Genomic DNA, 14,714 nt, shown 5'->3' with positions numbered 1-14,714 from the left:
GCAAGGGCAACAGCGTCGAGCGGTTTTCATGATCGGTCCACACCACCGAATCACCGGAAACCACCAGCCGGTGGGCCAGCGCATGACTCCAGCCAAACCCCAGCCCGCAGTCCATTTCCACGGCACTTGTGCGATACAGCCGCGTCCACTCGAACGACAACACCCCGTCCAGCACGCCGTCGGTGAGGGTCAGCAACTCTTCGCCGGTGACCATCGACACCGGGCAGCCATGGGTCGCGGTTTTATCCGCAGCCGCAGCGGCATCGCCGTTGGGGTTCTTGCCCGCAGCGGGCACATCATCGACAGGTTCCTGTCGCACCAACGTCGTGTGCTGCCTGGACTTGCTCCGCACCGCCGTCACCGGGTTGGAAACCAGCTCGGTCCCGGCCTTCAACTGCGCACTCGGCACCCCCGAAATCGGCGTCGCAGGACTGCCCAGCAACACCGGCTTGGCTGCCTCGACATGCGTATCCAGCTTCGATCCTGCCAATTGCTTGGCCAAAAACTCCAGCCACTGGCGCGCCCGGCCAGACTTGACATGCCCGAGTACCTGAACACCCAGGCGCACCACAACGCCCATCACACCGGCGACCCGGATCAGCAGCAGGGCGATGAGCACCTCGCTGGTGATTTCGCCCATCAGTTCGCTCATCTCTTGCGGCGGCAGCAGGCGCATCCAACTGACCATCGCCGACAGGTAGATGAACAGCAGTGGTTCATCGCTGAGCACCAGCAAACCCTTGGCAATGCGGTCTTGGCCCAGTGCCAGCAGGTCGTCGAGTTCAGTTTGGGAGAGGTATTGCAGCAGTTTTTCGCTGTTGGGCTTGAGGTCGGCCAATAGCTCATACAGCTGTGGGATGTTGTCCCATAGGTTGTAAAGCGCCTTGCCCATGCCAGTCAGAAACGCCGTTTCTTCCAGCCGGCGGCGTGCAAGCGGGCTGGCATCCGTGTAGTTCTTCCACTGGGCTTCGAATGTGTTGGTCCACGCTTCGCGCAGGCGCGCTTCCAGGTCGTGGATCACGTCCTGGTAGGACGCATACAGCGCCTTGAGATGATCCTTGGAAATATTGGGATAGAAACTGAGCCGATACTGCTGGTTGCGCTCACACTCGGTGATTTCGAGGATGCCGCTGGGGCCGATGGTCTTGTGAATCGGCTCGCCCAGTGGGCCGCCATTGGGATCAACGCGTTGCAGCATCACCGGCGTATTGCCGATGGGCACGAACCGTGTGCTCTGGAACAGGTGCACCAGGGTCAACGTGCCGTTGGCCTGGCATGTGGCGAGGGTGCTGCTGGGAATGATGGAGCGGTTGGCCGGCGCAACCAGCGCCACTTCATCACCGACCTTGAACACCTGCTCGACCTCCAGCGCCGAAAAGCTCCAGAAGCTTTCAGCCCAGTCGTCAAAGGTGTTCAGGCATTTGCGAAAATCGTGTAGGACGGCCTCGACATCGACCGTCTTCGCATCCATTGGGGTCAGGGCCAGCCTGCCAATGGCCGGGTTCATGAAACGGCCCTTACAACATGAAACTCCATCTGCAATCCCTCGCACTGTGAAATCAGGCGAGGGACTTTGCAGAGGATTTCAGGGCGGGGGAGTAGAGCTTATCCGGCGCTAGCGTGGGACGTTTCGACAACTGGCGTCTTCTGTCGCCCCAGCACCAGGCTGCACAGCGCTGGCAGGAACAACAGCGTCAACAGGGTACCCACCAGCACCCCGCCGATCAGCACGTAGGCCAGGGACGACCAGAACACCGACAACGTCAGCGGGATAAACGCCAATGCCGCCGCCAGCGCGGTGAGGATCACCGGCCGTGCACGGCGCACCGTGGCTTCGACAATCGCCTCGCGGATCGCCATACCGTGTTGCTGGTTCTGGCGAATCTGGTCGGTGAAGATCAACGTGTTACGCATCAAGATCCCGCCAATCCCGATCAGCCCCAGAATCGCGTTGAACCCGAACGGCTGGTTGAACAGCAACAAGGTCGGCACCGCGCCAATCAAGCCCAGCGGTGCGGTGGCGAAGACCATGAACATCACGCCGAACGAGCGCACCTGGAACATGATCACGGTGAGGGTCAGCAGGATCATGATCGGGAAGAGTGCGGCCAGGGCGACGTTGGCCTTGGCGCTTTCTTCCACCGGGCCACCGATGTCGATGTGGTAACCAGCAGGCAATTGGGCGATCAACGGTTGCAGGTCTTTGTAAACGGCCATTTCCACGTCGGGCGGTTGTACGCCGTCAATGATGTCGGCGCGAACTTCGACAGTGGTGATGCGGTTGCGGCGTTTGAGGATCGGCTCTTCCATCACCGCCTGGAAATGCCCGACCTGGGCCAGCGGCACGGCGGTGCCGGCGCTGTTGGTGAGCGTCATGTTGCTGAGGTTGCCAAGGTTTTCGCGCTGGCTGCCTTGGGCGCGGGCAACCACGGACACGGTGCGGTTGCCTTCGCGCACTTCGGTGATCGGGTTGCCGCTGAGCAGGGCGTTGAGCTGGGACTTGACCTCGTTGGGGGTGAAACCCAGCAGGCGCAGACGGTCTTGATCGAGCACCAGGCGGTAGCCACTGCTGCGCTCGCCCCAATCGAGGAAGGCGTCTTTAGTCAGTTTGTTGGTCGCGACGACTTTGCGCACGTCTTCGGACACGCTGCGCAGTACCTCCACGTTGGGACCGGAAACACGAAACACCACCGGGAACGGCACCGGCGGGCCAAACAGCAATTGCGTCACGCGAACGCGGGCGGAAGGGAATTCGCCCGCCGCAATTCGCTCGCGCATGCGTAGCTTCAAAGCATCGCGCGCGTGGGAATCCGCCGTCTGTACGATCAACTTGGCAAATGCCGCGTCAGGCAATTCCGGGTTCAGTGACAGAAAGAACCTTGGCGCACCGCCGCCCACGTAGGTGTCGACCAAGCGGGTTTGCGGTTCTTGCAACAGGGCTTTTTCCAGCTGCGCGGCCACCGCTTCGGTGCTTTTGAATGCGCTGCCGGGCGGCATGTACACCTCCAGGATCAGTTCGGAGCGGTCGGAGTTGGGGAAGAACTGTTTTTTCACCGCGCCCATGCCCAGCCCGCACAACACAAAGGCCGTCACCACCAAACCAGTGACCAGCCAGCGATGTCGTACGCAGCGCTCGACCAAATCGCGCAGCCGCTGGTAATAACGTCCGGCATAAATGGCGTCGTGCCCGCCGGGTACCGGTGTGATGTTCGGCAGCAGTTTCACGCCCAGATAGGGGGTGAACACCACCGCCACCAGCCAGGATGAAATCAATGCAAAACCGACGATCCAGAAGATGTTGCCGGCGTATTCCCCGGCGCCGGAGCGGGCAAAACCCACGGGCAGAAAGCCGATGATCGTCACCAATGTACCGGTCAACATCGGCGCGGCGGTGGAGCTCCAGGCAAAGGTTGCGGCGTGGATCCGGTCGAAGCCCTCTTCGAGTTTCACCACCATCATTTCGATGGCGATGATCGCGTCGTCCACCAGCAGGCCCAGGGAAATGATCAGCGCGCCAAGGGTGATGCGATCAAATTCGCGGCCGGTGAGCAGCATGATCACAAACACCACCGACAGGGTCAGCGGCACCGCGGCGGCCACCACCAGACCCACGCGAAAGCCCAGCGCCAGCAGGCTGATCAGCATCACCACGGCCAGGGCGACGAAGAATTTCAGCATGAATTCGTTGACCGCCAGGCTGATGTTTTTTGCCTGGTCGGAGACTTTCGCGAAGTTGACGCCCAAGGGCAGGTCTGCCTGGATTCTGGCTTCCTGGGCCTTGAGGCTCTTGTCCAGTTCCAGGCCGTTCCAGTGTTTTTCCATGATCACGCCGAGCATCAGCGCTGGGTCGCCCTGGTGGCGGATGCGGTAGCTGGGCGGGTCTTCGTAGCCGCGGCTGACGGTGGCCACATCGGCGATGCGCAGCACGCGGCCGTTGACTTCCAGCGGCACGTTTTCGATCAGCGCCAGGCTGTCGAAGGCGCCGTCGATACGGATGTAGGCCCGCGCACCGGCGGTCTCGACAAACCCCGACGGCGCCACGGCGTTTTGCGCGGCCAGTGCGGTAAAAATCTGATCCGGTTTGATGCCCAGGGTTGCCAGGCGCTCGTAGGAAAACTCGACAAATACCCGCTGCGCTTGTTCGCCGAGAATATTGACCTTCTTCACCCCCGGCAGATTGAGCAAACCCTGGCGCAGTTCTTCAGCCATTTGCACCTGTTGCCGGTGAGGCAGGTGTTCGGCTTCCAGTGCGTACAAGGCGAAGTACACGTCGGAATATTCGTCGTTGAACAACGGGCCGATCACGCCCTTGGGCAGCTTCGCGGCTTCGTCGCTGAGCTTTTTGCGGGTTTGGTAGAAGAGGTCCTGGATCTCGCCGGGGCGGGTGGACTCTTTGAAGGTCATGCGCATTGACACAAAGCCCGGCTGGGCGATGGTCTCGACGCGGTCGTAGTAGTCGAGTTCCTGCAGGCGTTTTTCCAGGCGGTCGGCGACTTGTTCCTGCATTTCCGCGGCAGTGGCGCCCGGCCAGGCGGCGGTGATGGTCATGACCTTGACGGTAAACGATGGGTCTTCGGCGCGACCCAGTTTGCCGAACGAGAAGATCCCCGCGGCCAGAATCGCCAGGATCAGGAACAGCGTGACGGCCCGGTGTTTGACCGCCAGTTCGGAGAGGTTGATGCCGCGCATGCTCAGTGGTCCCTTTTGCGGTTGAGGGCCAGTGCCTGGGCGGGTAGCAGGCGCACCGCATCACCGCTGTGCAGCAGGTGGGCGCCGAGGGCGACGATGAGTTGGCCGGGGGCCACGCCACTGTCGAGCAGGGCGTCTTCCTGGCCGAGACTGACAACGTTGACCGGGGCGAAGCTGACGCTGTCGTCCGCGCCGATCAGCCACACGCCGGTGCCTTGCCCGGCGTCGTGCAAGGCGCCGATGGGCACGCGGGTTTGCACGGCCTGGTCGTTGCCTTGCAGGCGCAGAGTGATCGTCGAGCCGAGGGCGAAACGATCGACGGTGCCATGCAGCACGTAGCGGGCGCGGTAGGTGCGGGTGGCCGGGTCGGCACTCGCGGACAGCTCGCGCAGGGTGGCGGTGACCGCCTGGTCCGGCGCGCCGAAGGGGAACGCCAGGGCGCGCTGGGAGGCTTGGTCACGCCTGTTTTCCGGCAGGTTGACGATGGCTTCACGGGCGCCGTCATGGGCCAGGCGTGCGACGATCTGACCTTCGGCGACCACTTGGCCGCGGTCGACCCGCACGTCGGTGAGGATGCCGTCGCCATCGGCCTTGAGCACGGAGTAGGTGCGGCGGTTCTCGATCTGGCTGGCGTCGGATTGGGCCGACGCCAACTCGGCTTCGGCGACGCGCAGGTTGGTCGCCGCTTGGTCGAAGATCTGCCGCGACACCGCGCCAGTGGTGGCCAGGCGCTGGTAGCGGTTGGCATCGTCACGGCGTTGGCGCAGTTGGGCCTGGGCGGCGTTGACGCGGTTCCTGGCCGAGCGCAGGGCCAGTTCGAAGTCGCCGATGTCCAGCACCAGCAGGGTGTCGCCACGGGACACGTGTTGGCCGGGATCGACTTTGCGCTCGATGACCTTGCCGCTGACCCGGAAGCCCAGGTCGCTTTCCGTCCGCGCGGCGACCACGCCGGTGTAGGCGCTTTGCTGAGTGCTGGCGGCTTCGACTTGGGCCGCGAGCACCGGACGGGGCTGGGGAACTTGGGCGGCAGTGTCGGCCTGGCTGTTGCAGCCGCTGAGCACGATCAGCAGGGCCAGGGCGGTGAGAGGGCGCAGGGGAGGAGAGTTCATGGCGGGCTCCGGGGGATTATCGCTGTAAATTACGGCCGTAATATTTCGACAAATATTATGCTCGAAATATTAATTGGTCCAGTCCTCTGTGAGAGTGGGGTTATCGTTCTGTCAGTAGGACAGTAAAGGTTGTTTTTGCCGTCTAGCGCTCAATTGCTACCGGATTTAAGGTGTATCCACTTTGGAGGAACACCATGAAAAAACTCATCGGCATCTACACCAGTCCACGCGGCCATTGGGTCGGCGACGGTTTTCCGGTGCGCACGCTGTTTTCCTACGACAACCTGGGCAAACACATCAGCCCATTCCTGTTACTGGACCACGCTGGCCCGGTGGATTTCACCCCGACCACTGAGCGTCGCGGCGTAGGCCAACACCCCCATCGCGGCTTCGAAACCGTGACCATCGTCTACGACGGCGAAGTCGAACACCGCGACTCCACCGGCGCTGGCGGCATCATCGGCCCGGGCGATGTGCAATGGATGACGGCCGCCAAAGGCATCATCCACGAAGAATTCCACTCCGAAGCCTTCGCCCGTAAAGGCGGCGCGCTGGAGATGGTGCAACTGTGGGTCAACTTGCCCGCCAAGGACAAAATGGCCGACGCGGGTTACCAGACCATCGTCGACATGGATATTCCGCTACTGCCATTGGCGGATGACGCCGGGCAACTGCGCTTGATCGCCGGGGAATTCGCCGGGGCCAAAGGCCCGGCGCGGACCTTTACGCCGATTGATGTGTGGGACTTGCGCCTCAATGCAGGTAAACCAGTGACCCTGGACCTGCACGTCGGGCGTAACAGCGCGCTGGTGATCCTGCGCGGTACGGTGCTGGTCAACGGCGAAAACGTCGCACGCCAGGGGCAGTTGGTATTGTTTGAGCGCGATGGCCGCCAAATCAGCCTGGAGGCCAATGACGATGCCAAGGTGTTACTGCTCAGTGGAGAACCGATTGACGAACCGATCGTGGGGCATGGCCCGTTTGTGATGAATACTGAGCAGGAAATTCATCAGGCGTTTGAGGATTTCCACTCGGGTCGGTTTGGGCGGATGTAGGGCTGATAACCTATCGCATAGCTGTTGTGGGCAAGTCCATGCTAAAAGGGCAGCCCCTTAATCAGCGTTCAAAAGTTATGCGATGTTGAAACGATCGGATGAGAACTCTGATAGAGAAAGACAGGGTTGTTGGCCGACAGCCATGTTGGCCAACGCATCACCGATTGATGGTGCGAATTTATATCCATGTCCTGAGCAGGCAGACGCGAAATAAGTTGCCGTCAGTGTTTTAGAGTTTCCGATCAGAAAAGACTCATCCTGGCTCATTGTATAGAAGCAGTTCTTTGCTTGTGCTGGCAAATGCTCAAGTTTCGGGAATAGGGTTTTAACAACATCGGAGATCTCGGCTATATACTGCTGCTGGACTGGAACATTCTTCCAGTCAGGAATGGCTGGGTCTTGTTGTCGATTGTGAAAGCCGATTTTTACACCGGGCTCATTACTGATGATAGAAGGGACACCGTAGAGAATAGCTCCGTCGTTACGTTCATAGAGGAAGACAGGGAAGTGTTCTTTAGAGAATAGCTTCTCAAAGCCCATGTTTGGCTTGAACCAATAAACCGGAATTCGACGTGGTTCAATGCGATTGTTGAGCTCCGGCAGAAAGTTGTTGTTGATCCATGGTCCCGTAGTTAAAATTATCGATTTTGCATGATGTGTGCGTCCGTTTTTTGTTGTTACTCGTATGCCGGCATCATGATTTTCGATTTTTACGACGCTGTCACCAAATTCAATCATCGCGCCCTGTCTTACGGCTTCGTTCAACATCCCCAGTCTAGCGTCGCTAGCTGAAATCGCATACGCACCCGGTTCGTATACCACGCGGATGTTATTCCGAAAAGCAAATGCAGGTAAGCGCGCCCTAGCTGTTGATGATGTCCAAATCTCGTGCTCAATATTTCCTTGAATTGCAGTTTTTATACTTCCGGCCACGACGCTGCTAGAGGTCGGGCCAATGAAAACTCCTCCTGTATCAAATAGAATTTGGTGCCCTATCTGCTTTTCTAGTTCGTGCCAAAGCAAGTTGGCATGATTAAGTAGCGGGAGGTATTTTTCGCCCTCCCAGTAAGCGCGTCGGAAGATTCTTGACCCCCCTTGTGAGGAACCGTAACGATGTGTGGGGCCAGAAGCGTCAATGCCTAGAACGCTAGTGCATTTTGGCGCGGCTCTCCACAGAGTGGCTGCGCCCATTATTCCAAGTCCCACAACGATTAAATCAAGCATGTGTTTCACGTGCGGCTCCTCTTTTTTGGTTGTCGGGAGGCTATTGTGTCGTATGTGATAAGTGCCCCGAGAATAATTATTGTCGTGATTAGAGTAATCAGGGAGGTTGTCGGCATGTTTTGTTTTTCGGAAGTGAGTGATATCGTTATGAGTGTAAGTGGTAGTGTGAGTTGCAGAGCGCCAGTGAGTGAAAGTGGTATTTTTCCAGTGGCGTAAGAAAACATGAATAGGGGAACTGTGGAAACAGCGCCAGCCAGCCAGATTATATTTGATGACTGTGGGGGGAGTTCGTGGGGGTATGGAATAGTAAGATTGAAAAGTAAAAAAGCTGGCGGTAAGCAGAGTGTTAAAAGCACGGTTTCAATAAATAATCCATTTGCAGCGGTTAGTGGGGTGGATTTTTTTGTGTATGTATAAAGTCCCCATGTTATGGCTATCAATAGGTAGGTCGAGTGGTTTGTATTTTCTGTTAGTGAAATAAACAGTGCGATGCAGCCAAGTGTGGTCAGGAGGGATGCTGTTTTTTGTGTGCTGATCGGCTCTTGATAAATTACGATGCCTAGTGCGATTGAAATGAAAGGAGCCAGTAAATAGCCAAGCCCCGTTTCCAGAATATATCCATTGATAGATGACCAGATAAATGTGGCCCAGTTTGCGGCAATGAAGAGTGACGCAAAGAAATGTCGAAGAACTGTTCTTGGCCTCAAGATCTTTAGCGGGTGAGGGGGGCGAAAAACTAAAATACAAATACTGAGGATAAATGCGGAGAGTATTATTCTGTAAGCGACTAAAGTTGTGGGGGTTACGTCGCCAAGCGCTCGCCAGTAAAGTGATGATGATCCTAGGATGAGGTTTGCGAGCACCGATAGAGTGATCGGTAGTACTTGACGATTAATGTTTTCTTGTGGCGAGTTCATGATGGGTGTTTCGGGTTATGAGTAAATTGAATGATTTCATATGACCAAAAGATATTTCCGTTGTTGTCAATGGAATACGCGGCCTTGTTTTGCCTTTCCCAGTTTTCGAATTCTTTTTTCAAGTGTTCACTTAGTGTTTGCCACTGATTCGAGTAGTGGTTAAGTGGGAGTGTGTGGCGCTCAACAAGTTTGTGCAGTAGCGGCGGGTTGTTGTTATGTCTGCGGTTGTATCGTTCTAATACATCACGGATCCCCATCAGCGAGTTGAGACCGACGATCGCTGTTCCCGTAGGCTCTAGATGTCTCGGGAGATCTTCAAGGAAACGCATGATGACCGCGTCACCGTAGAACATCGCGTGGATCGGCAATTGTGCGGTCTGATTTTTTGTTTCCAACCGTTGAACGAGTGAGCGGGAGGGCGTTCGCCAGCCGGGGGGGTTGAATACGATCGTTTGGTATTGTCTTTCAGGGAGGTTGGCGAAAAGGTCGCTTGCAAAAAAAGATATTTTACTGTCCTTGAAGTTTAAATGTTCGTTGATTTTTGCCTGTTCAATTGATCTCGCGGAAATGTCGCTGGCCGTGATGTCTTTATTGCCAAGTTGGCGTACCAATAACGCATGAACACCGCTCCCCGTACCCATATCCAAAAAACTGCTATTGAGTGCTCCAGAGCTCAATGACTGCACCAGGTAATGGCCCAGTCTGACACCTGCCAAACTTACTTTGAAAACGTCGGGGGTATCAGTCAGTATCAAACTTTGACCTAGGCCGAAGTATAATTTATATGTGCTTTTCAATGTGCTCGGGGGTTCGTGGGTTAGGTGGTAGCTCGCTAGTCCGTGATCAATCAATCCTTGCATTTTCAGTCTCCTCGGCCTAGTGCTGTTGAGCGCTCTCTAGCCTGTTTTAACCCGCAGACAATAATTTCTCGAAGTTTCTGATGGTTAAAGAAATTTATCGCCTGTATTGTTGTTCCTTCAGGTGTTGTGACTTTTTCACAAAGTGTCATTGGTGGTGATTGATTGGCTTCAAGAAGAGATGTAGTTCCCCGCAGTGACTGAATTGCCATGGAAGTACCTTGTTCTTTATTGAATCCGGCAAAAACAGCATACTCAATAAGGGCCGCCGCAAAATAGGAAATATATGCAGGGCCTCCGCCAATCAAAGCCGTCGCGGAGTCAATGAGTGCTTCGTCCTTTATCATCATGACTTTCCCTAGGCTTGAAAAAATCACCTCGGCCAGCCGGATGGTTTTCTCTGTTGCTTCAGGGGCGAACGTCAGTGCGGTCAAGCCTTGGTTGATGGCGCATGCGAGGTTCGGAATGGCTCTGCAGACTTGTACTGTATTGAGCTGGGCCGCGAGCTCGGGCGTGGATATGCCGGCCATGACTGATATTATTGCACCGTCAATTTTCTCAAGCTTCGATATTTTTTTTGAAAGCGCTTTGAACGATTGAGGCGCAATTGCGAGGATTATACAATCTGACTTTAGAAGTTTTGGCAGGTCTTCTACTGTATTGACACCCATTTTAGTCATTTCATCCCTGCGTGCAGCATCAGGGTCAATAGTCGTTATCGATATGTCAAGGCTTGAACGTTTCAAACCAAGTGCAATGGCGCTTCCCATATGGCCCGCGCCTATAATTGTGACCTCAATTGTTGTCTTGGTCATCATGAGTTCTCTGTTTGTCTGATGGGTATTGCTCTCCTGTATGTTTTCAAATTCATCCAAAGTTTGACTGGCATCAAACCTTGAGCTTCCTAAAGATGTGTAGTCCATTTCTGGTGTAATTAATTTTTGGCAACGGATACGGCTATAACTATTTGCTGAATGGTTTGGGTAGGTTTGCGAGAGTGAAGCAAATTTCAGAACTTTCCGAAAGATCGCTCCTATATCTAATCTGAGACCTTTTATAAGTCGCTCATGTGCTTGCAGCCTTGAGTGTCCAATGATCGGACGGCTAAGTCGGTACGTCGCACCCTAGCCCCACATTTTTCCCCGCGCTATACCCCACATCTCGATTTCATGCGATCTTCTCGCCATTCGCCCTGGAGTCGCCTGGATGCCCTCATTTATCTCCGATCACCCCATGCTCTGTGCCCTGGGGCTGATCTTTATCGACATCGCCGTCTGGCGTCTTATCTCCGCCGACCTCGCCAACTGGAAGCTCGCCGCGCGGCTGGTGATTTTTGCGGTGTTCAGCGCCGTGCTGTTCAACGATGGCATGAACCCCATGCTGGTTGCGCCCTACGCCGACAACACCGCACTGCACATGGCCGCGACGGCCTTGCAGATCGGCTGGTGGCTGTTTGCGGCGCGTACGCTGACGGTGTTGCTCGGCGCGTTGATGATGCAGCGGGTCGGTCACACCGGGCGGTTGTTGCAGGATTTGCTCGGTGCGGTGATTTTCCTGATCGCGATCATCGCCGCCCTGGCCTACGTGCTCGACCTGCCGGTCAAGGGCGTGCTGGCCACCTCGGGTGCAGTGGCGATCATTGTCGGCCTGGCGCTGCAAAGTACTTTGAGCGACGTGTTTTCCGGGATCGTGCTCAATACCACCAAGCCTTACCAGCTGGATGACTGGATCTCCATCGACGGCACCGAGGGCCGTGTCACCGACATCGACTGGCGTGCCACGCGGCTGCAAACCTCCCAGGGCAGCCTGGCGGTGATCCCCAATTCCCTGGCGGCCAAGGCCAAGATCATCAACTTTTCGCGCCCGGCGGATATGTTCGGCCTGGCGGTCAGCCTGCAAGTCAGCCCCCATGCACGTCCGCAAACGGTGATCGAGGCCCTGGAGCGGGCGATGCAAGGCTGCCGGCCGTTGCTGGCGAATCCGGCGCCCAGCGTGGCGTTCAAAACCAGCGGCAGCGCGGGCGTGGAGTATGAAATCAGCGGCTTTGTGCCGGCCATGAGCCTCAAGCGCGAGGTACGCAACCAGCTTTACGACCTGGCTTTCCGTCACCTGCAATCGGCGGGTGTGAGCCTGTTGTCCGCCACCGAAAGCAGCACGCCAGCCACTGCATCGGCGGCGCGGGCGCTGTTGGAGCGTTCGTCGATTTTCTCGACCCTGCGCCAGGAAGAAAAAGACACCTTCAGCCAGAACATGACTCTGCACACCTATCGCACCGGCGAAATGATTCTGGCGGCAGGAGAGGTCAGTGATCATCTGTTCATCATCGAGTCCGGCGTGGTCTCGGTGATGTTGACCAAGGGGGGGCACAAGTTCGAAGCCGGGCGCATGGGGCCGGGCGAGGCGATTGGCGAGGCGGGAATCCTGTCGGATCAGGCGGCGCTGGCGGACTTTTCGGCGAAGACCTTCTGCACCCTGTACCGCATCGAGAAGGAATACCTCAAGCCGTGCCTGGATGCGCGCCATGACATCAGCGAGGCGATGAAAGCGCTGTTGGATTTCCGCCTGCACGCGGCGCAGGCCCTGACCCAGGAAACGCCCGTGGTGCCGGTGAAGAAGGGCTTCTTGCAGTGGCTGAAAAAGCGCGGGCTCTAGGCCCGCGCTCGCGTTCGATCAGAAGTTCACCGTGGCACTCAGGCGCGCGGTCAATGGCGCGCCCTGGAACAGGTAGTCATCGCCCAGGTATTCGCCTGCGTCGCGCCAGTAGCGCTTGTCGAACAGGTTGTCGACGCTCAGGCGCAGCACCGTCTCATAGCCGTCCACCTTGGTGGTGTAGCGGCTGCCTACATTGACCACTGCGTAATCCCCGACTTCCACGCTGCCGTCACGGTTGGCGGCCTTCTTCGCGCTGTATTGCACACCGCCAAGCACCGCCAGGCCGTTGACCCACGGCAGCGCGTAGTCGGCGTACAGGCTGGCGCGCAGTTTGGGCACATTGATTGCCTGGTGGCCTTCGTATTGCGCGGTGCCGCTGCCGGTGACCCGTGCACGTATCGCCGCCACGCTGCTGGAAATCTGCAGGCGTTCGGTGGCCCAGCCATTGGCCGACAGTTCCAGCCCGGTATTTTTCTGCTCGCCTTGTTGCACGTAGTTGAACGCGCCGGTGCCGTCCGGCTTGGCGTACTGGTAGGCCTGGCGGGTCTGGAACACGGCGGCGGCGAAGCTGATGCGGCGCCAGTCGTATTTCACCCCGGCTTCGAGCTGGCGTGAGGTGGTGGGGGCCAGGGTTTCGCCGTCGTTGGTGGTGGTCCAAGGCGCTTCACCGCCCAGGGACAGGCCCTTGCTATAGCTGGTGTACAACGACAGGTTTTCCACTGGTTTGTAGATCAACGATGCCTGGGGCAGGAATTCGTATGTCTGGGTGTGGCGTTGCTGGTTGCCGAACTCATCAAACGCCTTTTCATCCAGGCGCACTTCGCGGCCTCCGAGGATGGTTTGCCATTGCTCGTTCAGGCGAATGCGGTCGGTGACGAACAGGCCGTACTGGCGGCTGTCGAGGCGTCGGTGCTTGTCGTTCAGCTGTACGTCGGTGGGGGTGAAGGTCGGGGCATCCACATTGATGTTGGAGCTGCCGATGTATTCGTTCACTGACTTGCGCTTGTCGATCACCCGGCGAAAGGCGCTGGTGCCGAAGGTCAGTTCATGGCCCAGGCTGCCGGTGTCGAACAGCCCGGTCATGGCCGCCTGCACTTCGTCGTCACGACGGGTGTCGTCGGGGCTGCGGTAGTCGTAGACGTCGTAGTCGCCGGTGGGGCCGAAGGTTGCGGTGCCGCAATCGGTCACGTAGAAGCAGCCGTAGGCAAACGAGCTGTAATCGTCAATCACCACCTTGCTGCGCGCCGCGCTGACGTTGCCTTTCCACTGATCACTGAAGCGGTACTCGAACTTGCCGTTGAGGTTCAGCGAATCGATCCCCACCGGCTTCGAGCCACTCTGGTGCCCCAGCAGCTTTTTCGGCGAGGCGTCGTTCGGCACTTGAGTGCCACCGAGCAACTGGTAGCCCGGCACCGAGCGCTGTTGCTTGTTCTGGTATTCGGCATCCAGTTGCAGCACGGCGTCGGGGCTGATGTTCCAGTCGAAGGCCAGGGACAGGAAATCGCGCTGGCCATTGGCGTGTTCCACATAGGAATGCAGGTCTTCATGGGCGACGTTGGCACGCAGGCCGAATTGCTTGTCGCTGCCAAACCAGCCGCCGACGTCGGTGGCGATGTAGCCGCTGCCGCGATCATCGGTGGACACCGTCACCGAACGCACATCTTCCGGGCGCTTGGTCACGTAGTTGATCACGCCGCTGGGCTCGGAAATGCCGCTCTGCAAACCGGCCAGGCCCTTGAGCACCTCGACCTGCTGCTTGTTTTCCAGGGCAACGTTCTGCTCGCCGGTGATGGTGCGCCCGTTGATCTTGTAGCTGCTCGCTGCGTTCAGCGAGAAGCCGCGCACCACAAAGTTTTCGTAGTAGCCGATGGGGGCGTAGCTGTCGCCCACCGACGCGTCGTTGCGCAACACCTCACTGAGCAGGCGTGCTTGCTGGTCCTTGATCAACTGCGCGTTGATCACCGCGATCGACGCCGGCGTATCGAGCAGAGCGGCTTCGCTGAAGCCGCTGACCGACGCGGTTTCACTGCGATAGCCGGTTTCATCCTGGCCCAGAACGTTCACCGCCGGCAGTTCCAGCTCGGCCGCGAGGCTGCTGCCGATGCCGCCGCTGAGCAGCAGGCCGAGGGCGAAACGTGAAGTGACGACGGGACGAAAACGCAAAACCATGGGGGCAGGGCCTTAAAGCGCGGGGCGGGGGGCGCATAAGCT

At 57.7% G+C, this 14,714-nt stretch carries 10 protein-coding genes; 2 read left to right on the top strand and 8 right to left on the bottom strand.

The genetic code is table 11. From position 1 onward, the window contains the following. From IB241_RS19060 to IB241_RS19050, 3 genes are all read right to left on the bottom strand, one after another. Positions 1 to 1,507: DUF6531 domain-containing protein (locus IB241_RS19060; RefSeq protein ID WP_225595596.1), on the bottom strand; the 1,507-nt coding region annotated here is incomplete at its 3' end. A gap of 98 nt (positions 1,508 to 1,605) precedes the next feature. Then, entirely contained in the window at positions 1,606 to 4,689 is a 3,084-nt protein-coding gene (locus IB241_RS19055) for an efflux RND transporter permease subunit (RefSeq protein ID WP_192299768.1), read from the bottom strand. A gap of 2 nt (positions 4,690 to 4,691) precedes the next feature. After that, positions 4,692 to 5,798 carry an efflux RND transporter periplasmic adaptor subunit gene (locus IB241_RS19050; RefSeq protein WP_192299767.1) on the bottom strand — a complete coding sequence of 369 codons (1,107 nt, stop codon included), beginning with the start codon at positions 5,796 to 5,798 and terminating at the stop codon, positions 4,692 to 4,694. Positions 5,799 to 5,992: 194 nt separating this feature from the next. Between IB241_RS19050 and IB241_RS19045 the strand changes: the two genes are divergently transcribed. Continuing rightward, positions 5,993 to 6,853, top strand: coding sequence for a pirin family protein (locus IB241_RS19045; protein WP_192299766.1), 861 nt, complete (start codon positions 5,993 to 5,995; stop codon positions 6,851 to 6,853). A gap of 75 nt (positions 6,854 to 6,928) precedes the next feature. Here IB241_RS19045 and solA read toward each other — a convergent pair whose 3' ends face one another. From solA to IB241_RS19025, 4 genes are read right to left on the bottom strand one after another with little or no spacing between them, the layout of a single operon-like run. Continuing rightward, complete coding sequence (gene solA, locus IB241_RS19040; protein WP_225595605.1) at positions 6,929 to 8,077, bottom strand: N-methyl-L-tryptophan oxidase; 1,149 nt, start codon at positions 8,075 to 8,077, stop codon at positions 6,929 to 6,931. 5 nt (positions 8,078 to 8,082) lie between these two features. Next, a complete protein-coding gene (locus IB241_RS19035; protein ID WP_192299764.1) occupies positions 8,083 to 8,994 on the bottom strand; it encodes an EamA family transporter in 912 nt (303 codons plus the stop codon). Further along, the gene (locus IB241_RS19030; protein ID WP_192299763.1) at positions 8,991 to 9,854 is read right to left on the bottom strand and encodes a methyltransferase; all 864 of its coding nucleotides are present in this window, start codon (positions 9,852 to 9,854) and stop codon (positions 8,991 to 8,993) included. Before IB241_RS19030 ends, IB241_RS19035 begins: the two co-directional genes overlap by 4 nt. A 2-nt stretch (positions 9,855 to 9,856) precedes the next feature. After that, positions 9,857 to 10,774, bottom strand: coding sequence for a pyrroline-5-carboxylate reductase family protein (locus IB241_RS19025; RefSeq protein ID WP_192299762.1), 918 nt, complete (start codon positions 10,772 to 10,774; stop codon positions 9,857 to 9,859). Positions 10,775 to 11,057: 283 nt separating this feature from the next. Here IB241_RS19025 and IB241_RS19020 point away from each other — a divergent pair, with 283 nt between their 5' ends. Further along, entirely contained in the window at positions 11,058 to 12,503 is a 1,446-nt protein-coding gene (locus tag IB241_RS19020) for a mechanosensitive ion channel family protein (RefSeq protein WP_192299761.1), read from the top strand. Between the two features lie 18 nt (positions 12,504 to 12,521). On the opposite strand, the gene IB241_RS19015 is transcribed toward IB241_RS19020, so the two are convergent. Continuing rightward, positions 12,522 to 14,672: a TonB-dependent siderophore receptor gene (locus tag IB241_RS19015; RefSeq protein WP_192299760.1), complete on the bottom strand. Its 2,151-nt coding sequence runs from the start codon at positions 14,670 to 14,672 to the stop codon at positions 12,522 to 12,524. Positions 14,673 to 14,714: the final 42 nt, after the last annotated feature.

This window comes from Pseudomonas sp. PDM05, from assembly GCF_014851685.1.
Lineage (GTDB): Bacteria > Pseudomonadota > Gammaproteobacteria > Pseudomonadales > Pseudomonadaceae > Aquipseudomonas.
Note: the sequence above shows the minus strand (reverse complement) of the source record. Positions and strands in the feature narration are given on the sequence as shown.